General features: G+C 69.7%; 23 protein-coding genes. 12 read left to right on the top strand and 11 right to left on the bottom strand.

Translation table 11 applies throughout. The annotated features are described in order from the left end of the window. Positions 1-66: 66 nt before the first annotated feature. From AC3ZJJ_RS00370 to AC3ZJJ_RS00380, 3 genes are all read right to left on the bottom strand, one after another. A complete protein-coding gene (locus AC3ZJJ_RS00370) occupies positions 67-1,002 on the bottom strand; it encodes a LysR family transcriptional regulator (RefSeq protein WP_489893294.1) in 936 nt (311 codons plus the stop codon). Positions 1,003-1,064: 62 nt separating this feature from the next. Then, the gene (locus AC3ZJJ_RS00375) at positions 1,065-1,340 is read right to left on the bottom strand and encodes a hypothetical protein (protein WP_489893295.1); all 276 of its coding nucleotides are present in this window, start codon (positions 1,338-1,340) and stop codon (positions 1,065-1,067) included. 87 nt (positions 1,341-1,427) lie between these two features. Beyond that, positions 1,428-2,420 (bottom strand): LLM class flavin-dependent oxidoreductase, encoded by a 993-nt coding sequence (locus AC3ZJJ_RS00380; RefSeq protein ID WP_489893296.1) that lies wholly within the window; start codon positions 2,418-2,420, stop codon positions 1,428-1,430. Positions 2,421-2,562: 142 nt separating this feature from the next. Here AC3ZJJ_RS00380 and AC3ZJJ_RS00385 point away from each other — a divergent pair, with 142 nt between their 5' ends. Together AC3ZJJ_RS00385 and AC3ZJJ_RS00390 are read left to right on the top strand one after the other, a co-directional pair. Continuing rightward, complete coding sequence (locus AC3ZJJ_RS00385) at positions 2,563-3,195, top strand: ArsR/SmtB family transcription factor (RefSeq protein WP_489893297.1); 633 nt, start codon at positions 2,563-2,565, stop codon at positions 3,193-3,195. Between the two features lie 2 nt (positions 3,196-3,197). Then, positions 3,198-3,476 carry a hypothetical protein gene (locus AC3ZJJ_RS00390; RefSeq protein ID WP_489893298.1) on the top strand — a complete coding sequence of 93 codons (279 nt, stop codon included), beginning with the start codon at positions 3,198-3,200 and terminating at the stop codon, positions 3,474-3,476. A 21-nt stretch (positions 3,477-3,497) separates the two neighbouring features. On the opposite strand, the gene AC3ZJJ_RS00395 is transcribed toward AC3ZJJ_RS00390, so the two are convergent. Both AC3ZJJ_RS00395 and ligM read right to left on the bottom strand, forming a co-directional pair. Beyond that, positions 3,498-4,091, bottom strand: a complete 594-nt coding sequence (locus AC3ZJJ_RS00395; RefSeq protein ID WP_489893299.1) for a PadR family transcriptional regulator — start codon at positions 4,089-4,091, stop codon at positions 3,498-3,500. Between the two features lie 81 nt (positions 4,092-4,172). Beyond that, positions 4,173-5,579, bottom strand: a complete 1,407-nt coding sequence (gene ligM, locus AC3ZJJ_RS00400; protein WP_489893300.1) for a vanillate/3-O-methylgallate O-demethylase — start codon at positions 5,577-5,579, stop codon at positions 4,173-4,175. Positions 5,580-5,838: 259 nt separating this feature from the next. Between ligM and AC3ZJJ_RS00405 the strand changes: the two genes are divergently transcribed. Next, positions 5,839-6,816 (top strand): ABC transporter substrate-binding protein, encoded by a 978-nt coding sequence (locus AC3ZJJ_RS00405; RefSeq protein WP_489893301.1) that lies wholly within the window; start codon positions 5,839-5,841, stop codon positions 6,814-6,816. A gap of 18 nt (positions 6,817-6,834) precedes the next feature. Here the strand turns inward: AC3ZJJ_RS00405 and AC3ZJJ_RS00410 are convergent, their stop codons facing one another. Further along, the gene (locus AC3ZJJ_RS00410) at positions 6,835-7,806 is read right to left on the bottom strand and encodes a methylenetetrahydrofolate reductase (RefSeq protein WP_489893302.1); all 972 of its coding nucleotides are present in this window, start codon (positions 7,804-7,806) and stop codon (positions 6,835-6,837) included. A 267-nt stretch (positions 7,807-8,073) separates the two neighbouring features. On the opposite strand from AC3ZJJ_RS00410, the gene AC3ZJJ_RS00415 reads away from it, so the two are divergent. The 3 genes from AC3ZJJ_RS00415 to AC3ZJJ_RS00425 all read left to right on the top strand — a co-directional run bounded on the left by AC3ZJJ_RS00415 (position 8,074) and on the right by AC3ZJJ_RS00425 (position 11,379). Further along, a complete protein-coding gene (locus AC3ZJJ_RS00415; RefSeq protein WP_489893303.1) occupies positions 8,074-9,168 on the top strand; it encodes an aromatic ring-hydroxylating oxygenase subunit alpha in 1,095 nt (364 codons plus the stop codon). Positions 9,169-9,222: 54 nt separating this feature from the next. Next, the gene (locus AC3ZJJ_RS00420; protein ID WP_489893304.1) at positions 9,223-10,251 is read left to right on the top strand and encodes a PDR/VanB family oxidoreductase; all 1,029 of its coding nucleotides are present in this window, start codon (positions 9,223-9,225) and stop codon (positions 10,249-10,251) included. Positions 10,252-10,386: 135 nt separating this feature from the next. Beyond that, positions 10,387-11,379 (top strand): ABC transporter substrate-binding protein, encoded by a 993-nt coding sequence (locus AC3ZJJ_RS00425; RefSeq protein ID WP_489893305.1) that lies wholly within the window; start codon positions 10,387-10,389, stop codon positions 11,377-11,379. A gap of 114 nt (positions 11,380-11,493) precedes the next feature. On the opposite strand, the gene AC3ZJJ_RS00430 is transcribed toward AC3ZJJ_RS00425, so the two are convergent. The 3 genes from AC3ZJJ_RS00430 to nirD form a co-directional block, all read right to left on the bottom strand. Continuing rightward, on the bottom strand, positions 11,494-11,697 hold the full coding sequence (locus AC3ZJJ_RS00430; protein WP_343901574.1) for a cold-shock protein: 204 nt from the start codon (positions 11,695-11,697) through the stop codon (positions 11,494-11,496). A gap of 212 nt (positions 11,698-11,909) precedes the next feature. After that, on the bottom strand, positions 11,910-12,707 hold the full coding sequence (locus tag AC3ZJJ_RS00435; RefSeq protein WP_489893306.1) for a sirohydrochlorin chelatase: 798 nt from the start codon (positions 12,705-12,707) through the stop codon (positions 11,910-11,912). After that, a complete protein-coding gene (gene nirD, locus AC3ZJJ_RS00440; RefSeq protein WP_489893307.1) occupies positions 12,704-13,084 on the bottom strand; it encodes a nitrite reductase small subunit NirD in 381 nt (126 codons plus the stop codon). Before nirD ends, AC3ZJJ_RS00435 begins: the two co-directional genes overlap by 4 nt. Positions 13,085-13,433: 349 nt before the next feature. Here nirD and nirB point away from each other — a divergent pair, with 349 nt between their 5' ends. From nirB to AC3ZJJ_RS00455, 3 genes are read left to right on the top strand one after another with little or no spacing between them, the layout of a single operon-like run. Next, positions 13,434-16,154 (top strand): nitrite reductase large subunit NirB, encoded by a 2,721-nt coding sequence (gene nirB, locus AC3ZJJ_RS00445; protein ID WP_489893308.1) that lies wholly within the window; start codon positions 13,434-13,436, stop codon positions 16,152-16,154. Next, a complete protein-coding gene (gene cobA, locus AC3ZJJ_RS00450; protein ID WP_489893309.1) occupies positions 16,151-17,179 on the top strand; it encodes a uroporphyrinogen-III C-methyltransferase in 1,029 nt (342 codons plus the stop codon). The genes nirB and cobA overlap by 4 nt, the downstream gene beginning before the upstream one ends. Continuing rightward, entirely contained in the window at positions 17,176-18,297 is a 1,122-nt protein-coding gene (locus AC3ZJJ_RS00455) for a uroporphyrinogen-III synthase (protein WP_489893310.1), read from the top strand. Before cobA ends, AC3ZJJ_RS00455 begins: the two co-directional genes overlap by 4 nt. Here the strand turns inward: AC3ZJJ_RS00455 and AC3ZJJ_RS00460 are convergent. Next, on the bottom strand, positions 18,279-19,907 hold the full coding sequence (locus AC3ZJJ_RS00460; protein WP_489893311.1) for an MFS transporter: 1,629 nt from the start codon (positions 19,905-19,907) through the stop codon (positions 18,279-18,281). The genes AC3ZJJ_RS00455 and AC3ZJJ_RS00460 overlap by 19 nt on opposite strands. Positions 19,908-20,056: 149 nt before the next feature. Here AC3ZJJ_RS00460 and AC3ZJJ_RS00465 point away from each other — a divergent pair, with 149 nt between their 5' ends. After that, positions 20,057-20,596, top strand: a complete 540-nt coding sequence (locus AC3ZJJ_RS00465; RefSeq protein WP_489893312.1) for a TetR/AcrR family transcriptional regulator — start codon at positions 20,057-20,059, stop codon at positions 20,594-20,596. A 1-nt stretch (position 20,597) separates the two neighbouring features. Beyond that, positions 20,598-21,842, top strand: a complete 1,245-nt coding sequence (locus AC3ZJJ_RS00470) for an MFS transporter (RefSeq protein WP_489893313.1) — start codon at positions 20,598-20,600, stop codon at positions 21,840-21,842. Here the strand turns inward: AC3ZJJ_RS00470 and AC3ZJJ_RS00475 are convergent. After that, positions 21,839-22,390 (bottom strand): DUF1697 domain-containing protein, encoded by a 552-nt coding sequence (locus AC3ZJJ_RS00475; protein ID WP_489893314.1) that lies wholly within the window; start codon positions 22,388-22,390, stop codon positions 21,839-21,841. The genes AC3ZJJ_RS00470 and AC3ZJJ_RS00475 overlap by 4 nt on opposite strands. 53 nt (positions 22,391-22,443) lie before the next feature. Here AC3ZJJ_RS00475 and AC3ZJJ_RS00480 point away from each other — a divergent pair, with 53 nt between their 5' ends. Beyond that, the gene (locus tag AC3ZJJ_RS00480; RefSeq protein WP_489893315.1) at positions 22,444-24,522 is read left to right on the top strand and encodes a dipeptidyl-peptidase 5; all 2,079 of its coding nucleotides are present in this window, start codon (positions 22,444-22,446) and stop codon (positions 24,520-24,522) included. Positions 24,523-24,581 lie beyond the last annotated feature (59 nt).

Raw genomic sequence — 24,581 nt, forward strand, 5'->3', positions numbered from 1 at the left:
ACCACATCCACGTGGACACGTTCGTCTCCAGGTAGCCGGTCCGGGTCCCGCATTGCCGCGGTCCGGCTAGCGCTGCCGCGGACCAATCTTGATCTGGCGCAGTTCGGTGGCGAGACGGTCCATAAACACGTCCACCTGCGCGCTGCGCCGATCGTTCAGCTGGAGCGCGAAGATGCTCCGGGCCAGCCTGATTTCCGGAACCTCGACCACCACCACTCCCGCGGGCCGGTCCTGCATTGCCAGGTCGGGCACCAGGGCGGCACCCAGGCCCGCCGCGGCCAGTTGCAGCGAGGCGTTGAAGTCGTCGCAGTAGGCCACCACGCGCGGGTGCAGGTCGCAGGAGGCGAACAGCCGGGAGATCACCGTGGCGTCCGACGTCCCGGGGTGGTGCATGATCCATGGCATGTGTGCCAGCTGTTCGGCCGTGACCTCGGATCCGTCCGCGATCCGCCACGACTTGGGAAGGACGACCCGGAAATTGTCGTCGCCGATCCACTGGCGGTCCAGGGTGCTCGGCCAGGCCAGTCCGGCCTGCCCCACCTGGAAGACCAGCGCCAGGTCCAGCTCGCCCCCGGCCTGCAACCCCTGGATGGTCTGGTGCGGCTCGCCGACGCTTACGCGCAGGCTGACGCCCAAGGACAGCCAGTCGCGGGAGCCGAGGAGCCGGGGCAGGGCGAACGTGGCGAGGGAGGGGAAGATGCCGAGCCGCAGTTCCCGTGTGCCGTTGCCCTCCGCTCCGGATCCGGCGGTGTGGCTGGCGGCCAGGAGGGCATCGATGTCGGTGAGCACCTTCCGCGCGTGCCTCGCCATGGTGGTAGCGGCCTCGGTCGGCTCGATCGCGCGGGCGGAGCGCCGGAAGAGGGACACCCCGGTGTCGCGCTCCAGGGCGGACATCTGCTGGGAGACGGCGGAGGCGGTGTAGCCCAGCCGCGCCGCGGCGGCGGCGAAGGAGCCCTGTTGGATGACCTCCAGCATCGTGCGCAGGTGCACCGGGTTGACCATCAGTGCTCCTTGCGCTTGATGCCGTCAGCGGCGGCTGCCGCTAATTCATCCTAGCGCCGCGGTCAGTCCCCTTCGGCGTCCTCGGCGTCCTCGTCGTCGTCGACCCGGGGCTCCTCGTCGTCCCATTCCTCCTCGGCGTCCTCGTCGTCGAGGTCCTCCTCCGTCTCGAGGTCGTCGTCGAGCAGGTAGTTGTGCTTGTGCAGCGGGTCCAGCACCTCCATCGACTCCGGCGAGTCGGAGGACCCCGGGTAGGGCTGGCCGTCGCGCCCATCCTCGGGTTCGTTCAGGTCGTCGTCGGCCCGTTCGTCGAACACCGTGTCATCGAAAACGTCGCTCATCTGCCCCTCCTGGTTGCCGGCGGGACCGGACGCCCCGCGGTGTGCCTTCAGTGACAGCGTAGAACCAGCCGATCTCACGGCATAGCCCTATTTTCCCAACCCCATGGCATCGGCCGTGATCCGGACGGAGGACAGGCGGTCCTCCGCGTGCGGCGCGTTGTGCACCGTGATCAGCTCGTCCGCGCGCGCGTGGGCGGCAAATCCCTCCAGATAATCTCGGACTGCCGCGGGTGTGCCGACGGCCGTGTAGGCGAGCATGCGCAGGATGGACTCCCCGGCGGGAGAGGTGAGCAGCATGTCCACCTCGTCCTCGGTGAAGGGCTGTTCTCGGCCGCGCCCCAACATCATGCGGATGCGGCTGCGGCGGACCTCCTCCATGATGCGCTGGGCCTCTTCGTTGGTGTCCGCGGCGACAACCCCGACGCCGGCGATCACGTAGGGCTCGGACAGCTGCTCCGACGGCTTGAATTCCGCGCGGTAGACGGAGACGGCCTGCTCGAGCGCGTCCGGCGCGAAGTGGGACGCGAAGGAGTACGGCAGCCCCAGCTGGGCGGCGAGGCGCGCGCCGAAGAGGCTCGAGCCGAGGATGTAGAGCGGCACGCCGGTGCCGCGGCCCGGGTAGGCGCTGACGCCGGGGATGCGGGAGGCGGGGCCCAGGAAGGACTGCAACTCCAGCACGTCGTGCGGGAAGGCGTCGGCCGACGCCGGGTCGCGGCGGAGCGCGCGGAAGGTCGCCTGGTCGCTGCCGGGCGCCCGGCCGAGTCCCAGGTCGATGCGGCCCGGGAACAGCGTCTCCAGCGTGCCGAACTGCTCGGCGATGACCAGCGGGGAGTGGTTGGGCAGCATAATTCCGCCGGCGCCCAGGCGGATCGTGGACGTGTGGTGCGCGATATGGCCGATCAGCACCGACGTCGCGCTTGAGGCGATGGTGGCCATGTTGTGGTGCTCCGCGTACCACACCCGCGTATAGCCGGAGGCTTCGGCCGCCTGCGCCAGTTGGACCGACGCGGCGAACGTCTGGGCGGGGGTGCCGCCGGGGGAGATGGGGGCAAGGTCAAGGACCGACAGTGGAATGCTCACACCTGATGCCAACCTCCGTCCCCCGGCGTTCATTCCCGCGAGGGGGGCGGGGTGCGAGGGGTCACCGCTGGGAGAAAGTCCGCAAAGAAATAGTTGCAAAGAAATACTTGCAAATAAACCTTTGCACTCCTATCCTCGTCTTATGGAAAACGTCCCGCGCGAAGCCGAGAGCCGGACACTCGATCTGGCCGCTCTCAAGGCACTGTCCCACCCGATCCGCCTGCAGCTTCTCGAGGCGCTCTCGCGCCACGGGGCGCAAACGGCCAGCGGCCTCGCCGAGCGGCTCCACGAATCGAGCGGATCCACCAGCTACCACCTGCGCCAACTGGCCAAGCACGGCCTGGTACGCGAGGTCGAAGGCAAGGGATCGGCCCGCGAGCGCTGGTGGGAGCGCCCTCCCGGAGCCATCAGCCTTTCTCCCGCCGCCGACCCCCACAACCAGGCGACGATCGCGGCGGCGCGCATCGTTGCCCGCCAATTCGAACGCAACCGCTCGGAGGCCCTGGAGGACTTCATCCGCTTCGGCGACGAACGGCTCGGAACGGAGTGGATGGAGGCCTCCGTGCTCAACACCTCCAACCTGCGGCTGGATGCTGCCCAGCTGGAAGAGATCAGCCGGCGCGTTGTGCAATCACTCGGCGAGATCGTCGAGGAATACCGCGGGAAGGGTGGCCCCGGCGCCCGTCCCGTGCAGCTCCACTTCAATGCCTTCCCCCTCGTTGATCCGGCGGCGCCCCCCGCGGGCCCCGCGGATCCAGACACAGAAAGCCGATGACGATGTCCCTCGCAACAGCAACAGCATCAGAGACACCAACACCAGACCCGGCCATCCACCGCACAACGGCCGCGAGGCCGCCGCGGGCCGCGGCCGTCGCCCCGGTCCCGTCCGGACTGGACCTCCTGATGGTTCGCGCGGGATCCGCACTGGTCGGCTGGGGCGAACGGTCGACCGCGCGGCGCGGCCAAGCGGACCCCCTGCGCGAGGCGCTGGGTCGGCGCCATGCCGAAACCCGTACAGACGTGCTGGCCCGGGCGCACTCCGGCCTTCTGCCGTAGCGGCCGGCCGGTGTGCGGCGTTCAGGCCTCCTCGGCGCCGTAGAGCTCGTCCGCGAGGCGCAGCCCGCGGTTGGCCCAGGCGATCTCCGCCTCGGCACGGGCGATCAACCCCTCGTACGCGAAGCGCTTGAACGCCGTGGTGCGCCCGCGGTCCTTCTCGGCGGTCTTGCTCAGCCGCCGCAGGAGCATGGCGCTGGTCCCAGTGTCGATCTCCCGGACCTTCTGCTCCCACTGCCGCAAGAGCGCGGTGTTGTGCGCCACGTGTGCCCGCATCTGGTTCCGCGCGGCCTCGGGCGTGGCCCATTCAAGGTAGGCGGCGCGAAGGTGCGCCGGATCGCGGACCCGCGAGAACTCCATCGGGGAATTGATCCAGTCCGTGAACGCCGCGTTGCCGTCCGGAGTGATGTGGTACCGGCGCTTGGTTCCCGACTTGCCCCACGGCACGTCCTCGCCGAGGACCAGCCCGTCCCCCTCCATCTTCCGCAGTTCCGGGTAGATCTGGGAGTCCGGCGCGTACCAGACGTGGCCGACGGAGGACTCGAAGACCTTGTACAGGTCGTACCCCGTCATCGGCTCGACGTTCAGCAGCGCCAATAGCGCATAGCGGAGGCTCAACGGTCCCCTTTCAGCGTTCGGCGGCCGCCCACGCGGGTCGGCGGTCAGACCATCCTATGCGGGCACGCGATGCGGATCGGCCTACCGTACGGCCGCGGTGCGCCAGCCTCCGCGGTAGTCCTGGCGGGCCACGGTCGAGTAGGGGGTCGGGCTGACGACCGCGCGGACCTCGATCTGGCGGTGCGGCTCCACGGTGGACTTTCGCGTTCCGCCGTCCGGCTCGCCCCACACGACCTTCAGCTCCGTCCCCACGGGAACGTCCGGGTCGATGGTGGCGAGCGACAGGCCGCGGCGCTCGTTCGAGCTGTACCCGGTGAACATGGAGAGCCCCACGGTGTTGCCGACGGCGTCCACAACCCTGTCGTAGTTGGAGGATCCATAGTTGGCCAGAGGAAGGTCGAAGTACTTGTAGGGGACCTCGTCGGTGTCCAGCACCGAAGTAAGGATCCGGCCCAGGTCCTCGGCGTTCCAGGCCAGCGTGACCTTCGTGCGCTGCGACGCCGGGTCGATCCGTTCCAGTGCGTCCCGCCCAATAAAGTCGTGGTCGAACTTGACGAACGAACCGTAACCGAGTTCCCACGGCGTCAGGTAGTAGTCCTCGATATCGTCCGAAACGAAGCTGCCGGCGACGGCGTTGGCCGCCTCGTAGCTGTCGGCGCCGAGCCATTGGCGGTAGGTCCGCAACTCGTCGCCCGTGTAGATGCCGGGCAACGGCGACGGTATCCATCCCGACTCCAGCGTGTTGGACGGGTAGGCGCGCGCGCCGACGGGCAGCATCCCGAATTCGGCCCCCGCCTCGACGATGGCGTCCCGGACCTTGTCGTAGGACCCGTATTCGCCCCAGATCTCCAACCCCGGGGCCCCGGCCATGCCGTGGCGCAGCGTGCGCACGCGCTCGCCCGCGATCGTCATCTCGTCCATGTTGAAGAACTTGAGTTGCTCGACCGAGCCGCCGTTGAGCTTCTCGATGATCTGCCACGCGTTGGGCCCCTGGATTTGGAACCGCCAGTACTTGCGCCGCACCGGCTTGCCCATGGGGCGCGAGGGAGAGCGCCGGTCCGCAACCACCTCCACGTCGTAGCCGCCCGTTTCAGCGTGGAAGAGCAGCCAGTTCGCCGCCGGGGCCCGGCCCACGTAGACGTACTCGTCCTCGGCCTCGTGGAATAGGATCCCGTCGCCGATGACGTGGCCCGCCGGCGTCGTCGGCACATACTGCTTGGCCTTGTTCACGGGGAACGCCGCGGTGCTGTTGATGGCCGTGTCCGAAATCAGCTTATGGGCGTCGGGCCCCTTGATGAACAGGTTGTCCATGTGGTGGGACTGGTCGAAAAGGACCGCCGTCTCGCGCCACGCGCGCTGCTCGCTGCGCCAGTTGGAGAACTCGGGCGCCACCACCGGGTAAATGTACGCGCCGATCTGCGAATTTCGTAGGAGCTCCACGGTGCTGGGTGCCGCGTCGAGAACGTCCTGGAGGTTCTTGGCTTCCACGGGGGCCTCTTCCTTCGTTGATGGTTCCGGATCCGCCGTTGGGCCGGAACGGTGAAATAGTGAAGCAGATCACACGAACTCCCTCGACCATATGACTACGCGCGTAGATATGTCGAGGTGTGGTCACCGAAATGCTTTCTTCGTCAGGGGTTGCCCACCGGGGAATCCGGGCGCCTATGAAATACCGATCAGTGTAGTTATTGTGTGAACTGGATCACAACCCCGGCCCGTGGGGTGTCCCCGACATCAGGAGAGCACGATGAAATCACTCAAGGCGGCCGTGTTGTGCGTGGCGGTACTCGGACTGGCGGCGTGCGGCGGCGGATCGCCGTCGTCGGACGCGAGCGGGACTGCGGCGGGCGGGGCGGGGATGGAGCAGATCGAGGTGGGTGTTATCCCCATCGTCGATGTCGCGCCGATCTACCTGGGCGTCGAGGAGGGGCTCTTCGAGAAGGAGGGGCTGGACCTCAAGCTGACGCTCGCGCAGGGCGGCGCCGCCATTGTTCCGGCCATCACCTCGGGCCAGATGGACTTTGGGTTTTCCAACGTCACGTCCATGATCGTCGCGCGCTCCAAGGGACTGCCGCTGAGGATGGTCGCGGCGGGCGCCAACACCACCGGAAACGTGGAGGACGACTTCGCGGCGGTCATGACCAAACAGGGGAGCGGCATCGAGGAGATCGCGGACCTGGTCGGCAAAAAGGTGGGAGTCAACACGCTCAACAACATCTCGGACTCGACCATCTCCGAGGCCGTCAAGCAGGCCGGGGGAGACCCGGCCGGCGTCGATTTTGTGGAGATGCCCTTTCCCGACATGGTCGGGCAACTGGACAAGGGCAACGTGGACGCGATCGCCGCCGTCGAGCCCTTTGTGACGATCGCGGAGGAGGGCGGCAACGAGCGCGTGTTCTCCAACTACGCCGAGCCGGTCGAGGACCTCACGGTCGCCGTGTACTTCACCTCGGACCAGTATGTGCAGGACAACCCGGAGACCGCGGAGAAGTTTGTGCGCGCCATGAAGGCCTCCCTGGAGTTCGCCGAGGCCAATCCGGACCGCGTCCGCGAGATTCTTCCGACCTACACCACACTGAAGCCGGACGTGATCGAGAAGCTGACGCTGCCGAAGTTCCCGACCGAGGTCAACGCCGACTCCATCGAGGAGATCGCGCAGATCTCCCTGGACCGCGGACTGATCGAAGAGGTCCCGGACCTGAAGGCACTGCTCCCGGCGGAGTAGCCGACGACGGCCCGCCGGCTATGCCCGGCGGCCGCCGTCGTCGTCCCTGAAATCCGCGATCCAGTCGGCGGTGGCCTTGAGCCCGCCAAAGGTGTAGAAGTGCAGCCCCACCGCGCCGTGGACCGCCGGGTCGTGGCCGGCGGCCAGGTCCCTCAGGAAGCGGTCCGGGCCCGCCGTGCCCAAGAGGTTGGCAAGGGAGAAGCCGTACTTCTGGGCTATCCCGGCCGAGGACGCGATGCCGAAGCGCTTGGCGAAGGTGAGCAGGCGTTTGATTCCCGCCGGTCCCGGGACGCCAATGCGCACGGGCAGGTCGATGCCGCGCCGCCGCACCTCGGCCAACCAGTCCAGCACGGGCTCCGTGTCGAACCCGAACTGGGTGATGATCGAGCCGTCGAGTCCCTGGGACGCGAGGGCGGCCGCCTTGTCCTCCAGCGCCCTCCACAGGGTGTCCGCGTCGATGTCCGGGTGCCCCTCGGGGTAGCCGCTGATGGACGCGTGCGTGAATCCGTGACGGGTCAGGGCCCCGCTTCGGATGACGGACAGCGAATCGGGATAAGGGCCCATCGGCTGGGCCGGATCACCGCCGACCACGAAGATGTCCCGGGCGCCGGCGCGCGTCGAGAGCGCCTCGAGAAACCCGTCCAGCTCCGCCTCGGTGGCCAGGCGACGCGCGGAAACATGGGGGACCGGCACAAAGCCCGCCGCCCGGACCGCGGTGGACGCGGCAACGCGCATCGGCAGGTCCTCGTTTCCGAGGAACGTCACGTTGATGCGTGTTCCCGCAGGGATCGCGCCGCGCGCCGCCTCGAGCGCGGGGATGTCCTTCCCGGTCATCTCCAGCGAGAAGTCCGCGAGCAGGCCCTGCGCCACAATGCCGGAGGGTGGACCGGGCGGCGTGGCGCCCGATGGACGCTGGCCTGGCGGGAGCTCGCCGGATGGAATCCCGTCGCGCGGAAGCTGGTCTGGCGGAGTCTGGTCGGACGGCGTCATTGGGGTCCTTTGGTTCCGGGTGCGTTGCCTGCGGCGGCACGTGTGCAGGGATCCCGACGTCGGTGTCGCGCCCCGCACGGGGCAGGCCCAGAGTAACTACCGCCATAGTGTCGTGTCTACGGGTGACCGGCGAGCGGGATGGCTGAGTAGGGCGGCATGACACTTGCCAGCTATCTATGTGCATAGTTACTCTGTGTTCCAGGCCACAAGCAATGCTCGAAGCCGGCGCGCACCATTCCGGCGCCGCCATTCCAAGAAGGACCAGCCATGACCAACACCGCCACCAGAAGCGCCGGAGCCGCGAAGGTTCTGGGGCATCCGCTCAACGCCTGGTACGTCGCCGCCTGGGACCACGAGGTCACGCGCACGCCGATGCCGCGCCGGGTGGCCAACCGGCCGCTCGCGCTGTACCGCACGGAGGACGGGCGCGCCGTCGCTCTCGCCGACGCCTGCTGGCACCGCCTGGCCCCGCTGTCCATGGGCAAGACGACGGGCAGGGACGGCATCCAATGCCCGTACCACGGGATCGTCTACAACTCCGCGGGGCGCTGCGTGTCCATGCCGGCGCAGGAGACCGTGAACCCGAGCGCCACCGTTCCGTCCTTTCCGGTGGTCGAACGCCACCGCTACGTGTGGGTTTGGCTGGGGGACCCCATGCTCGCCGATCCCGACCTTGTCCCGGACATGCCCCAAATGGACTCCGCGGAGTGGGCGGGCGACGGCGAAACCATCCATGCCGCCTGCAACTACCAACTGATCCTGGACAACCTGATGGACCTCACCCACGAGGAGTTCGTCCACTCGTCCTCGATCGGGCAGGAGGAGCTGAGCGAGTCGGAGTTCGAGACCTCGCGGGACGGGAACCGGGTCACGGTTTCCCGGTGGATGTTCAACATCGACGCGCCTCCATTCTGGCTCAAGAACATGCGGGACAGGTTCCCGGGGTTCGAGGGGAAGGTCGACCGGTGGCAGATCATCCATTTCGAGGCGCCGTCCACGATACGCATCGACGTCGGGGTCGCGAAGGCGGGCACCGGTGCCGCGTCCGGAGACCGCAGCCAGGGGGTCAACGGTTACGTCATGAACACCATCACACCGGAGACGGACCGCTCGTCCCACTATTTCTGGGCGTTCATGCGCAACTACCGGCTGGACAGCCAGCTGATCACCACCCAGCTGCGCAACGGAGTCCATGGGGTCTTCGGCGAGGACGAGGAGATGCTCAAGGCGCAGCAGGAGGCCATCGACGCCAACCCCGACCACGAGTTCTACAGCCTGAACATCGACGCGGGCGGAATGTGGGTGCGGCGGATTCTTGAGGGCATGCTGGCCGCCGAAGGTCGCGCGGCCGAGCGCGTCTGAGCGGCCACCGCCTTCCGAACAGCCATTCACGTCAAGCACACAAGGGGCACCAGCATGGCAGCCAACAACACGGAAACCTGGCAGGACGCCGTGGTCGTGGAAAGCACCGAGGTGGCCGCGGGGATCCGCCGCATCGTCCTCGAAGTCCAGTTCGCGCAGGCCGCCGAGCCGGGTTCCCACATCGACGTGGTGGTGGACGTCGAGGGGCAGCCCCACCGCCGCTCCTACTCGGTGGTGGAATCGATGGACGGTGGCAGGCGCCTGGCCGTCAGCGTGTTCCGCACGTCGTCGTCTCGCGGCGGATCCAGCCACATGCACTCGCTCCGCGCGGGGGACACGCTGCGCGCCACCACCCCGCTGCAGAACTTCCCGCTACGGATCGGCGCCGCCGGCTACGTCCTGGTGGCCGGCGGCATCGGCATCACCGCCATCGCCCACATGGCCGACGTGTTGCGGCGCGTCAACGCCCACTACCGCATCGTCTACGCGGGCAGGCGCAGGGACGCCATGGCGTACCTTGGCGAACTGGAGGCCTCCCACGGTGACAGGCTCGCCGCGCACATCGACGCGGAGGGGACGGCGCTCGACGTTGGTGCGCTTGTCGCGGGGATCCCCGCAGGCACGGAGGTCTACATGTGCGGTCCCATACGCCTGATGGATGCGGTGCGCCGCGCCTGGGCGGCGCGGGACCTTCCGCTCCCGGACCTGCGGTACGAGACGTTCGGCAACTCGGGGTGGTTCGAGCCCGAGGAGTTCACGGTCCGGGTGCCGCGGCTCGGCGTCGAAACAATCGTCGGCAGGGACCGTTCCATGCTGGAGGCCCTCCAGGACGCCGGCGTGGACCTGATGTTCGACTGCCGGAAGGGCGAGTGCGGGTTGTGCGAGGTCAAGATCCTTGGCGCAGAAGGCCGGATCGACCATCGCGACGTTTTTCTCAGCGAGCGCCAGCAGTGCGCCGCGGACCGCATGTGCGCGTGCGTATCGCGCGTGGCGGAGGGCGGGCCGGGCGGCTCCGGCATCCGGCCCGGGGCGGGCGCCTCCCGCCCGGCGTCGGGCCGCGCCGTGGTCAGCATCGATGTCTAGCTCCGTTGCGGAACTCAACTATTGATGAACCCTTGTAACTGTCATGTGGCGGCGATAGTGTGTGACCCAGCCCACAAAGCCGCCGGGGCCACGGCCGGGGAAGCCAGCGCATCCGGTCCCAGCTAAGGAGAAACCATGAACAAGAACCTGCCCAAAGCCGTTGTCCTGGGAGCCGCGGTGTCGCTGCTGCTCAGCGCGTGCGGCGGGGGATCCCCGTCCGGTACCGCCGCGGGGGCGGACTCGCAGTCCCCGGGGGATTCGAGCCTGACGAAGGTGACCGTCGGCGTGCTGGCGATCGCCCCGTCCGTCGCCATGCAGTACGGCATCGACGAGGGCCTCTTCGAGAAGCACGGGCTCGACGTCGAGCTCCAGACCGGACAGGGCGGGGCCGCCATGCTGCCCGCCGTGTCCACGGGAACCATGAACTTCGCGGTCGGCAACGGCCTGTCCGTGATGACGGCCGTCGACAAGGGCCTGGACATGAAGATCGTCACCGGCTACTCGAACTCCAAGGCGGAGGGCGAGGACATCAACGGGGTGGTGGTCCAGAAGGACTCCGGGATCGACACGTTTGAGGACCTCGCCGGGAAAACGACGTCGGTCAACGCGCTCAAGACGCAGGGCGACCTGACGATCATGGAGTCGGCGTCGATCGACGGCGGCGACCCCGCCGGGCTGAAGTTCAACGAGATGCCCTTCCCCGACATGGAGGCGCAGCTGGAGCGCGGCAACACCGACGCCATCTGGCTGCCCGAGCCGTTCCTGAGCAAGGCGTTGGCGGATCCCGACAACGAACTCCTCGGCTATCCGAATCAGAAAGCGGTCCCCGGCCTGCCCACCATGGTCAGCTTCACCAGCGGAAACTTCGCCAGCGGCAACGCCGAGACCGTGGCGAAGTTTAAGGAGGCCATGGCGGAGGTGCTGACGGAAGCGGAAACCAATCAGGAGGACGCCAAGGCGCTGCTCCCCGAGTTCATGGGCATGGACGCGGACGTGGCGAAGGGCATGAAGATGGAGACCTGGTCCGCGGAGGTTCCGGCCGAACAGCTGTCCAAGATGGGCGAGCTCACGGTGAAGTACGAGTTCCTGTCCAAGGCGCCGGACATCGACGCGATGGTGGTGCGGTAGCCGGCGGGGGCCGCCCAGGGCACAGCCGCGGCTTAAAGCCCGAAGGCGGCACCCGAACCGGGTGCCGCCTTCGCGGTGATTAGAAGAGCTCGATGTATCGAGCCGATCCGCTACTTAGACAGCGCGGATGTCGGTGGCCTGCAGGCCCTTTTGGCCCTGGGTCACCTCGAACTCAACGCGCTGGCCCTCTTCGAGGGAGCGGAATCCGTTGGACTGGATCGCGGAGTAGTGCGCGAACACGTCGTCCGAGTTGTCGTCCGGAGCGATGAAGCCGAAGCCCTTTTCAGCGTTGAACCACTTGACGGTACCAATTGCCATGATGTGTCCTTTCAGACTGTCCGCAGGGGACGTAGGGGTTGCGGCCACCGGACTTGGTGGCCCCATGCAGCTACGTGATTTACCGCGAGTCAGAAAGAGACACGCCCCGCGAGCGGGGACTTGGCACTGAAACTACTACGAGAAAACTACGACTACATCCACAACGATAGCCGATGGGTTCCGCAGAACCTATTTGGGGTGCGCGGAGCTCCCTACAGGCGGTCGAAGCGCTCGAGGACCAGATCCACGAGTTCGTTCGGGACGTCGGTGCCGGGAACCAGCAGGGGCTGCGAAACGACGTCGGCACCGCTGCCCGCCACGAGGGCCGCGAAGTGGCCGGGCGCCATCAAGTAGGTGGAGACCACCACCCTTCCGCGGGCAAACCACCGCCTGCGGGACCTCGCCCCGGCACGCCGCACCGCCTCGCCGACGGACGGGGTGGCCGCGGAGACGAACGACGTCTCCACGGTGGTGCCCAGCCTGTCGGACAGCAGGCGCGCCATCGCGTGGCAGTCCGCCACCCCTTGGGCGTCGGTCGAGCCGGCGCACGCCAGGATGACCTGGTCGCCGCGGCGGAGGCCCGCCTCAGCAAGCCGGCGCTCCAACACGGCGGCCAGCCGGGGATCGGGCCCGAGGGCGCGGGAGACCGTGGTGCCGGGCGCGCCGGCCGCGGATCCCGCCAGGTCGTGGCGCGTGTGGAAGCCCGTGGAAAGGAGGAGCGGCACAATCCGCGGCTTCCCGCCGGCGGCGCGCAGCACGGTGCCGACGTCCGGCTCCTGAACGTCCACGAACGCGGGGGCCACCGGGACCTCGGGGCGGGCTGCGGCCACGGCGGAGACCAGCTCAGCGATCGCCCGCTGGCCGGCGGGGCTGTTGGTGCCGTGGGACGCGGCGACGAGCGTGGTGGCCACGGCCGGCGGCTCCCAGCCGCCCCACGCGGAGTTCGAGGTCGGGGTCAGGGGCGCGGCCCCGTCCCGCGCCGTGTGCTCCTCCAGCAACGCCGCGGTCACAGCGAGAACCCAACCCAAACGCGGCCGTCCTCCACGCGCACACGGTGCACCGGCAGCACGAGCCCGGGGGAGCTGAGGCATTCGCCGGAGTCGAGCCGGTAGACCTCCTTGTGCAGCGGGCTGGCGATGGTGTGGACCAGGCCGGCGTCCGTGGAACGGCCGCCCATGATCCCGCGGGCCATCACATTGGATCCGGTGGCCGGGCAGCGCTGGTCGGAGGCGTGGATGGTGCCGTCGGCGAAACGGAACAGGGCGACCTGCCGGCCGTCGATCCATGCGGCTTCCCCCCAGCCCGTCTCCAGGTCGTCGAACCAGCAGACGTCGTGCCAGGCGACGTTTCCGGCGGTGGTGGCTTGCTCCTCGATCAGGACGGTCATGGCGGTGTCTCCTTCTACGGGTGGTGGGCGTTTGGCGTTGCATCGAGCCTAGGGAGCCGGTGTTACGCGTCGGTCCGGCCGATGTTTCGCGGCAGTAAATCCACCCTCACGCTCCCCCGCAGGGCCGCGTGAGGACCGGACAACGATTGTTTCCGGCACGTTTCCGGCCGCTCACCGGTATTCCGCGGATCCCGGAAAACAACGTATTGCGAACGAAACGCGAGGGTAATTGCGGGGCAAACGCCGCTTCCTACGCTTGAGGGCAGGCAGGGGGACGCCCCCGGCGCCGCGACCGGCAAGGCACGCCGCGGCCCACGGGACGCCCACGACGAACACAAGCGAGGACACCATGAGCACAGCATCCGGCAAGACCACCACCACCGAATCGACGGACGGCGTCCGCCGAATCGTGGTCGTCGGCGGCGGCCCCGCGGCGCACCGCTTCACGGAGGCCATCGCGGCCCGCGGACTCGAAGGCACCCGCGTGACGGTCCTGACGGAGGAAACGCACCTTCCCTACGACCGCGTCGCCCTGAGCAAGGCACTGACCGAGCCCGGCGTCGACCTCACGCTCGCCGGCGGCCTGTGGGACGACGGCGCCGTCACCCTTGTCACCGGCGCCCGCGCGGTGGACCTGGACATCGCCGCGCGGGAGGTCGTCACGGAGGACGGCCGTCGCTTCGCCTACGACGAACTGGTGCTCGCCACCGGTTCCAACGCGGCGACGCTCCCGATCCCGGGCAACGAACACACACACGTCTACCGCACGCTGGAGGACGTCTGGGCCATCAACGCCCAGGTGGCCGAACTCGGCGCGCGGCTGGGGCGCCCCGTCAACGCCGTGACCATCGGCGGCGGCCTGCTGGGGCTTGAGGCCGCCGCCGGCCTGCAGTCGCTCGGCGCCAACCCGATCGTCATCGACGGTGGCAAGTGGTTGATGGGCACGCAGCTCGACGAGGGGGCGGGGCAGGCCATGGGCCGGCTCATTGCCGCGAAGGGGCTGGAGGTCCACGGTGGCGTCTACCCCAAGGCGGTGCTGACGGAGGAGCACAACGGCGAGGCACGCGTCGTCGGCGTCGAGATGGCGGACGGCCGCATCATCGACGCGGACATGGTCGTCGTCTCGATCGGCGTGCGCCCCCGCGACGAGATCGCGCGCACCCTCAACGGGCGCGCCAAGGAGGAGGCCGCCGCCGCGGCGGGCAAGTCGGCCGACGAGCTGGGCGACGAGGACTTCGTCCCAGTGTTCCGGATGGGCGCCCGCGGCGGCATCGTCATCGACGAACGCTGCGCGACCGACGTCGAGAACGTCTGGGCGGTGGGCGAGGTCGCCAACTTCGGCGGCATGTGCATCGGCCTGGTCGCCCCCGCCAACACGATGGCCGAGATCGTCGCGGACCGGCTCTCCGGCGGCGACGCGTCCTTCGGCGGCTTCGACACGGCCACCAAGCTGAAGCTCTCCGGGGTCGACGTCGCGAGCTTCGGGGACGCCTTCGCCAAGGCCGACGGGGCGCTCGAGGTGGTGTACGCGGACCCGGCGCGCGGCGTCTACCAGAAGATCGTTGTCACCGACGACGCCAAGACGCTGCTCGGCGGCATCTTCGTCGGCGACGCCGCCCCGTACACCTCGCTTCGCCCGCTGCTGGGACGCGAGTTGCCGGCAGAGCCCGGCGCGTACCTCTCCGCCGCCGGCGGGGGAGACGCCCCGGACACGGAGCTGCCCGACGACGCCATCCTGTGCTCCTGCAACAACGTGGCGGCCGGTGCCATCCGCGACGCCGTCGGAGGCTGCGGGACGTGCGAGGGCAAGGATCCCGTCCAGGAGCTCGGCGGGCTGAAGTCCTGCACCCGCGCCGGAACCCAGTGCGGGTCCTGCGTGCCGATGCTCAAGAAGCTTCTCGAGAGGGAGCTGGTCAAGGGCGGCGTCGAGGTTTCCAAGGCCATGTGCGAGCACGTCGCCCTCTCCCGCGCCGAGCTGTTCGAGGCAGTGCAGCTGGCGGAGCTCGCGTCCTTCGACGCCATCATGGAGCGCTTCGGTACCGGGCTCGGCTGCGACATCTGCAAGCCGGCGATCGCCTCGATCCTCGCCTCCCAGCACTCCGGCTACCCGCTCGACGGCGGCCTTGGCGGGCTGCAGGACACCAACGACCGCGCCCTGGCCAACATGCAGAAGAACGGCACGTATTCGGTGGTCCCGCGCATCCCCGGCGGCGAGATCACCCCGGAGAAGCTCGGAGTGATCGCCCGCGTCGCGGAGAAGTACAACCTCTACACGAAGCTCACCGGGGCCCTGCGCATCGACATGTTCGGCGCCAGGTTGGAGCAGCTGCCGGACATCTGGAAGGAACTCGTCGAGGCGGGCTTCGAGTCCGGGCAGGCCTACGGCAAATCGCTGCGCAACGTGAAGACCTGCGTGGGATCCACCTGGTGCCGCTTCGGCGTCCAGGACTCCGTCGCCATGGGCATCGCCATGGAATTGCGCTACCGGGGTTTGCGGGCCCCGCACAAGTTCAAGATGGGCGTCTCCGGCTGTGCCCGCGAATGCGCCGAGGCCCGCGGCAAGGACGTCGGCGTGATCGCCACGGCCGACGGCTGGAACCTCTACGTCGGCGGCAACGGCGGAGCCAACCCGGCCCACGCGCAGCTCCTGGCCAAGGACCTCGACGACGCGACGCTGCTGAAGTACATCGACCGCTACCTGATGTACTACATCCGCACGGCCGACCGGCTGCAGCGCACGGCCCGTTGGATGGAGGACCTCGACGGCGGCATCGACCACGTCCGCGCCGTCGTCGTCGAGGACTCCCTGGGCCTTGGCGGTGACCTGGAGACCGCCATGGCGCGGCACGTCGACGCCTACGAGGACGAGTGGGCGGCCACCCTGGCCGATCCCGAGCGGCTGCGCCGCTTCCGCTCGTTCGTGAACGCGCCGGACCAGAAGGACACGTCGCTGGAGTACGTCGAGGAGCGCGGCCAGCGCCGGCCCTCCGGCCCCGTCCCGCTGGGGGACACGATTCCCGTGGGCCCGCGGGACGCGGCCGTGGGAGCGCCGACGGGGGCCGCCTCGTGATCGCCGGGACCTTGGAACTGGCCGGCCACACGGTTCTCGTCTGCGGAGGTCTCGAGGCCGCGCGCCGGGCCACGGCCCGCTATAAGGCGCTGGGCGCCGACGTTCGCAGCGCCGTCGCGCCGTCCGATCTCGGCGCGCTGGCGCCGACGCTTGGACGCGCCAGCCTGTTGGTGGCGGTCGACGACGGGCGGCCCGGCTGGGACATCCTGCCCGCCTTGTGCCGAGAGCGCCGCCTGATGATGGTCCGCGAGCCCGCGGCGCCCACCACGGGCACGGTGACGCTGGTCGGCGGCGGGCCGGGCGCCGCGGACCTCGTCACCGTGCGCGGGGCCGAGGCCCTCGGCCGCGCCGACATCGTCTTCTACGACCGACTGGGTCCCTACGGGACGGTGGCGTCGCTCGCGCCAGGAGCCGAGCTGGTCGACGTCGGCAAGCTCCCGGGGCACCACAAGGTGCCGCAGTCGCAAATCGAGTCGCTGATCGTCGAGGCGGCGCTTGGGGGCAAGGCCGTGGTGCGGCTCAAGGGCGGTGACCCGTTCGTGTTCGGCCGCGGGGGCGAGGAAGTGGCGGCGTGTGTCGCCGCCGGAATCCCCGTGACCGTGGTGCCCGGCATTACCAGCGCAGTCTCCGTTCCCGGCGCGTCCGGAATCCCCGTCACGCACCGCGGCGTCAGCCGCATGTTCACCGTCGCGTCCGGCCACGAGCCGTTCGGGGAGTCGGAGCTCGAGCACCTCGCCGGCCTGCGCAGCACCATCGTGATCCTCATGGGGGTCGGAACGCTCCCGCAAACGGTCGGGGGGCTGCTCCGGCACGGGCTGAACCCCGCGACCCCGGCCGCGATCGTGGAGCGGGGCTTCAGCGACACCCAGCGCAGCACGGTCGCCCGCCTCGACGAACTGGTGCTCGCCGCGGGGCGGGCGGGCTGCGCCTCCCCGGCCGTCGTCGTCATCGGCGACGTGGTGGCCGTGGGCGGCGCGGTCGAGGCCGCCGAAGTCGCCGGATTTCCCGTTGGAGCCGGGCGATGAGCGTGGTCCCCGGGATCCCGGGTGAGCTGACGCTGGACGGCTTCCGGATCGGCGTCACGTCGGACCGGCGGTCCGAGGACCTGATCGACGCGCTGGTGCGCCGCGGCGCCACCGTGCTGCATGCCCCCGTGCTGAAGATCGAGCCCGTCGCCCAGGACGCCGAGCTGGTCGCCGAGACGGAGGCCATCATCGCCGCCGACCCGGACTACCTCCTGGTCACCACGGCCTACGGCATGCGCCGCTGGATCGAGGCGGCGGACGCGCACGGGCTGGGCGAGGACCTCGCGGACGTGCTGGAGACCACCCGCATCCACGTGCGCGGTCCAAAGGCCCGAGGCGCCGTCCGGGCCGCCGGCTTCAACGACGAGGGCATCAGCGAGGACGAGCGCACGGCGACGCTGGTCCAGAACGTGATCGACGCCGGCGTCGCCGGCAAGACGGTCGCCGTCCAACTGCACGGCTACGCGGACCTGGAGGGGCTGGAGCGGCTGCGCGCGGCCGGCGCCACCGTGCTGACGGTTTCCCCGTACCGCTGGGTCGCTCCCGCGGACAGCGAGGAAAAGGTGGAGCGCCTGATCGAGGCGGCCTGCACCGGCGGGCTGGACGTTATGACGTTCACGTCCGCCCCGGCCGTCGACGCCCTGTGGAGCGCCGCCCAGGCGCGCGACCGCTACTGGCCCCTGGTGCAGGCGTTCCAGTCCACGCTGACGGCGGCCGCGGTGGGGCCGGTGACGGCGCAGCCGCTGCTCGACGCGGGCATCCAGCCGCTCATCCCCGAACGTTTCCGCATGGGGGCGATGATCCGTCAGATCGTCGAGCACCTTTCGGGCCGCGGCACGCACCGGTTCGAGACGGCGCTGGGCCAGTGCAGCGTCCGCGGCAACGCGGTGGAGCTCGCCGGGACGCGCAGCGAACTGAGCACCTCGCAGCTGGCCCTCTTCCGCGCACTCGCCGACGCGCAGGGTGCCGTCCTGCCGCGCTGCGACCTGGTGGCCATCCTGCCCGAGGGGCAGGGCGACCACGCGCTGGACATGGCCGTGAGCCGGCTGCGCCAGGCCCTCCCGGAGGGAAAGCTGATCGCGACCGTCATCAAGCGTGGCTACCGGCTCAACGTCTGAGCGGCCGGTGCGGCGCCCTCGCGTTCCGGGCGCAGGCACCGGGCGACGATCAGCGCGGCGGCCAGCGTCAGCACAACCGCGATCGCCGAGGTCACCGTGACCCCCGCGTCGAACGCGTGGGCGGCGGACTCCAACAGCGCGCCGGCGGTCTCGGCGGACTCGGCCGGCAGGGTGTTGGCGACGTCGACCGCGCCGCCGAGCGTTTCGCGGGCCCGCTCGGCGTCGGCCGCGGCGACCTCCGCCGGAACGCGCAGGCCGCTGCTGTAGGCCGCGTTGAGGATGCTTCCGAGGACCGCGGTGCCCATCACCGAGCCCACCTCATAGGCGGTCTCGGAGATGGCCGACGCCGCGCCGGCCTTGGCCGGGGGCACCGCGGAGAGGGCCAGGTCGTTGGAAATGGTCTCGGCCATCCCCACGCCGGCGCCCAGCACCGCGAAGGCCGTCATCAGGGCGGCCACCGATCCGGTCTGCCCCAGCGCGAACACGATTCCGTAGGCCACGGCGTTCAGCCCGAGCCCCGTCACCATGACCGTCGAGGGGCGGAAGCGCCGGACCAGCGGCACGGCCGCGAACCCGGAGGTCACCGTCAGCGCCAGGCCGGGGAGCATCAGCATCCCGGCCTCCACGGGCGACTTCCCGGCGATGAGCTGCAGGTGCTGGGACAGGAAGTAGATGAAGCCGACCAGCGAAAAGATGCTCAGCAGGTTGACGGACAGGGCGCTGGCGAACACCGGGTTGCGGAAGAGCCGGACGTCCAGCAGGGGATGGGCGCGGCGCAGTTGGCGGCGCACGAACACAACGCCGGCGGCGAGTCCCAGCCCGATTGACGCGGCGGGCCACAGCGCCGAGTCCGCGCTCGTGGCCGCCTTGATGCCGTAGACGACAGGCAGGAGCGTGGCGACGACGAGCAGGACGCTGACGGGATCGAGTGGGCCGGGGTGCGGGTCCCGGGACTCGGGGACCACGAAGGGCCCCAGCGCCAGCAACGGCAGGAGCATCGGCACGGCCAGGAGAAAGACGGATCCCCACCAGAAGTGCTCGAGGAGCCAGCCGCCCACGATGGGGCCGAGGGCCGCGCCGCCGGAGAAGCCCGCGGCCCACACGGCAATCGCCGTCCGCCGCTCGGAGGCGTCGGTGAAGATGTTGCGGATCAGCGAAAGCGTCGCCGGCATCAGCATGGCGCCGAACACGCCGAGCAGTGCCCGGGAGAGGATCAGGGCCTCGGCGGTGGGAACGAAGGCGGCGGCCGCGGACACGGCGGCGAACCCGGTGCCGCCGATCAGCAGCAGCCGCCGGCGGCCGATCCTGTCGCCCAGGCTGCCCATCGGGACGAGGAGCCCGGCCAGCACCAGCGGATAGACGTCGATGATCCAGAGCAGCTGTTCGCCGGTGGGCGCCAACGCCGTGGAAAGTGCGGGCACGGCGAAGCTCAGCACCGTGTTGTCCACGGCCACCAGCAGCACGGGGAACATCAGGACGGCGAGGGCCAACCATCGGCGGGCGCGCCCGGCGCGCCCGGGGTGGTCGGGGCGCGCCGGATGGGGCCCGCCGAAACGGATCCGGGTGCCGGGCGGCGTGGCGTGCTGTGGCCGGGACGGGTGAATGGTCATCGCTGTGTCCTGTGGAGAGGTTCGGTGTGCGGGCGGGCGGCCCGTCCATAACTGTACCGTCTGGACGGTATAGTTGACGAGGTGCGGCCGATGACGTTCGCCACAGCACGATTCCGGTCAACCTCGGCGGCCGGGCTAGAGTTTCAGGCATGTCCAGACCACCTGCGGCCAAGGAGAAGATCCTTGACGCCTACTGCGAACTGCTGCGGCGCGACGGCGAGCGCGCAGCCACGATGGACGCCACCGCCGCGCTTGCCGGGGTGTCCAAGGGCGGACTGCTGTACCACTTCAAGTCCAAGGACGCCCTCGCCGAGGCCGTGATCGAACGCCTCCTGCAGGCGTCGCGCGAAGACCTGGAGACGATGGCCGCGGCCGAGGAAGGCGCGTCCCATTACTTCGTTCGGACCTCCGTCCAGACCGGTTCCGTCTTGGACGCCAGCTATGCCGCCGTGCTGCGGATGGCGGCCGGCTCGTCCCCGGCGGCGATGGAAGCGCTGGACACCGTGCACCGGGGCTGGCTGGACCTGATCCATCGCGAGGTCGGCGACCGGCACGCGGCCGAGGCCATCATGCTGATCGGCGAGGGACTGTACTACCACTCGACCATGCCGACGTCGTACTTCGGGCCGGAGACCGGTTCCCTGGAACACCTGCTCCGCCAAGTCGACCGTCTGAAGTCCGGCAGCTGAGGTGGCGCTGAGACTGCCCCGCCAGCCGTGGCGGGGGCGCATCGGGGCGCTGCTCGGCATCCTGTTGATGGCCCTGAGCCTGCGTGCCGCCGTCGTCGCCGTACCCCCGCTGCTCGGGACGCTCGGCCCGGAATTGGGCTTCGACGCGTTCAGCATCGGTGTCCTCGCCATGCTGGCGCCGATCGTGTTCGCGGCCTTCGGCCTGGCGACGCCGCGGTTGATCGCCCGCTGGGGCCTGGAGCGGGTCCTGCTCGGTGCCGTGGTCCTCGCCATCGCGGGCCAGCTTGGCCGCGCAACGGTGGACTCCGTTGTCCCATTCCTCGCCCTCTCGGCCGTCACCATGGCCGGCTACGGGATCGGCAACGTGGTCCTTCCGCCGCTGGTCAAACGCTATTTCCCGGACCGCATGGCCGCCGTCACCGCCGGCTACGTGACCATGCTGGCCATCGGCACGGCCATGAGTCCCCAGTTCGCGGTCCCGCTCGCCGAGGCCGTGGACTGGCGCTTCTCCATCGTGTTCTGGACGCTTGCCAGTGCCGTGGTGGCCGTCCCATGGGCGATCCAACTGCTCGGGGACCGGAAGCGGCACCGCGCCGATGGCACCCATCCTCGGCCCGCCGCCGTGGCCGTCCCGCGGGCGGACCGGCTGAACCCGTGGCGGTCGCCGGTGGCGTGGGGGCTGGCGATCTTCCTGGCCGGGAACTCCGCGCAGACCTACGTTTACTTCACGTGGTTGCCGCCGTACCTGATCTCCCAGGGGCTTGACCCGGCGGCGGCCGGCAGCGCCCTGGCCTACTTCGCCATCCTGGGGTTGCCGGTCAGCCTCCTCGTGCCGCTCTGGGTGCCGCGGTTGCGCCACCCGATCATCGCCGTCGGACTTTTTGTGGCCTGCTGGGTGGTGGGCCACACGGGCAACTACTTCTCACCCACGGCTGGAACGTGGGTCTGGATGACCTTCGCCGGGCTGGGCCAGGGCACGTTCGCGATGGCGTTGCTGATGATGAATCTGCGCTCGCGGACCACCTACGGGTCGGGCGTCCTGTCCGGGTTCAGCCAGGGGCTGGGCTACGCGGGCGCCGCGGTCGTCCCGCTGTTCTTCGGCGTCGTCCACGACGCGACCGACGGGTGGGGCGCCTCGTTCTCCATGCTGGCGGTGTGCCTGGTGGTGCTGCTCGTCGGCGCGGCCATGATCAACGGCCCGCGCAGGATCGAGGACGCTCCGACGCCGAGGCGCCGTTCAGGCTAGGACGCCCGGGACGCGCATTCGGCCAGGACCTTGTGCATGGTGTTGAGGTTTCGCGTGGTCGCCAGCGGCTTGTAGCGGGCGCGGCCCAATTGCTTGGCCAGGTTCGAATCCAGGGTGCTTCCCTTGGGCACCTCCCAATAGAGGACGTCGCCTGCACCCTGAAAGCGTTCCTCCGGGGAGGGCTCCGGACAGGCGTCCACCGCCTCGCGAACCGTCTTGGCGCCGGTGGTCAGGACCGTGTACGCGTGCCGCGCCACGCCGTCGTCGGGGGCCACAAAGGGGTACCCGTCGATGACGGCGGCGACCTGCCCCGGCGTCTTGACGATCACCCACGCCTCGTATCCGAAGCCCTCGCGGAGTGCGGCCTCCACGGCTTCCTTCACCTCGCCGACGTCGTCCGTCCCGGCGTCCAACACCACGTTTCCCGATGCCAGCAGCGTGGTGACGTTCCGGAAGCCGGCGCCCGTCAGGACACGCTGGAGGTCCCGCATGGCGATCCTGACGCCGCCGACGTTGATGCCGCGCAGAAACACCGCAAAGGTAGCCATGCGTGCATTCTGCACGAGCGGGAGCGCGGGCTACAAGCCGGTAGGCTCGCGCCATGACGATTCGTGCCCCGTATGGTTCCTGGCCGTCCCCGATCAACGCGCGCCAGGTGGCCGCGGGAACCACGCCGATCGGCGCCGCCGCGTTCTCCGGAGACGAGCTGTGGTGGCTGGAGGGCAGGCCCGCCGAGGGGGGCCGGCTGACGGTGGTCGCGGGCCCGGCGGGACTCGACGGCGTCACCCGCGAGCTCGTCGCCGCGCCCTTCAACGTACGCAGCCGGGTCAACGAGTACGGCGGGTCCGCGTGGGCCTCCGTCCGGATCGACGGCCGGGACCGGTTGGTGTTCGTGAACTTCGCGGACCAGCGGGTCCACCTCGTGGATCCCGAGGGCGGGTTGCCGGTCCCGCTGACACCCGCGCCCGAGCATGCGGATCCCGAACTGCGGTTCGCCGAGTTCACGCCGTCATCCCTTCCGGGCGAGCTTCTGGCCCAGTGCGAGGACCACCGCGGGGGCGGGATCGCCCGGTACGTTGTGGCGGTGCCGCTAGACGGGTCCGCCGCCACGGACGCCTCCGCCCTGCGGCGCGTGGTTCCGGCGTCGCGCTTTGTGGCGGGCGCACGCGTGAGCCCGGATGGCCGCCGCATTGCCTGGATCTGCTGGGAACACCCGCAGATGCCGTGGGACGGGACGGTCCTGCGCGTCGCGGACCTGACGGCCGAGGGCACGGCCGAGAACGTGCGGGACGTCGCCGGGGCCGTGGACGAATCCGTGCTGCAGCCCGAGTGGCTCGACGCCGACACGCTTGCTTACGTCTCCGACCGGTCCGGATGGTGGAACGTGTACTCCCAGGGCGTGACGGGCCAGGATCCGCTGGATGCGGAGCCGCGCGCTCTTTGCCCCCGGGAGGAGGAGTTCGCCGGGCCGCTGTGGAACGTGGGCACGGGCTGGTACCGCGTGCTCGACTCCGGTCGCCTGCTTGTCTCCCACGGCACGCACGGCATGCGGCTGGGCATCCTCGACGTCGCGGCAGGAGAACTGACGGACCTCGACCTTCCCTTCACCCGCGCCATTCCCCACGCCGTTCGGGCCACGCCGCCCCGGCCGCCCGCCGGCGGGCCTCCCGCCGCGGCGCCGCCTCCCGCCGGCGGGCCCGCGCCCGCGGCGCCGTCGTTCGAGGCACTCGTTGGCGCCACGTCGCTGGTCGATGGAGACGGCATCCGGCTGATCGACCTGGCCTCTGGCTCGGTGCGCACCGTTCGGCTGGCGCTCGCCGACCGCCCGGACCCGGGCGTGCTCCCCGTGGCACGGTCCATGGAATTTCCGGCCGACGACGGGGCGTCCGTGTACGCGCACGTCTACGAGCCGCGCCTGTCCGGCCACGACGGCCTGAAGGGCGAGTTGCCGGCGTTCGTCGCCCTTGTGCACGGCGGACCGACGTCGCAGGCGCACGCGGGGCTTTCGATGGGCGTCGCGTACTACACCAGCCGGGGGATCGGGGTGGTGGACGTGAACTACGGGGGATCGACGGGGTACGGCCGCGCCTACCGGGAGCGGCTGAAGGGGCAGTGGGGAGTCGTCGACGTAGCGGACACGGTTGCGGTGATGAGGGGCCTAGTGGCGGCCGGAATCGCGGACGGCAACCGGCTGGCCATCGAGGGCGGATCGGCGGGCGGCTGGACTGCGTTGGCGTGCCTGACGCTGACTGACACGTTCGACGCCGGCGTCTCGCGCTACGGAGTGGCCGACCTCGAGGCGCTGGTCACCGACACGCACGACTTCGAGTCCCGGTATATGGAGGGGCTGGTTGGTCCGTGGCCGGCGGCCCGCCAGCTGTACCGCGACCGCGCGCCGGTGAACCACGTGGACGGACTCGACTGCCCGGTCCTGCTGCTGCAGGGCGACGAGGACAAGGTGGTTCCGCCCAGCCAGTCGCAGGCGTTCGCGGATGCCTTGGCGGTGAAGGGAATCCCGCACGCCTACGTGGTCTTCAAGGGAGAACAGCACGGCTTCCGCAAGGCCGAGAACATCGTCCGCGCCCACGAACTCACCCTTGCCTTCTACGCCAAGGTCTTCGGGTTTGCTGCCGACGTTCCGGCGATCGAGTTGTCGGGAGAGGCGGCGCGGTCACGATAGCCGGCACCGCCGTCCGCCGCGGCGCCCGGCGCGAATCCCTCGATCCGCCTCTGCCTTGG

This window comes from Arthrobacter sp. AOP29-A2-19, assembly GCF_058138025.1.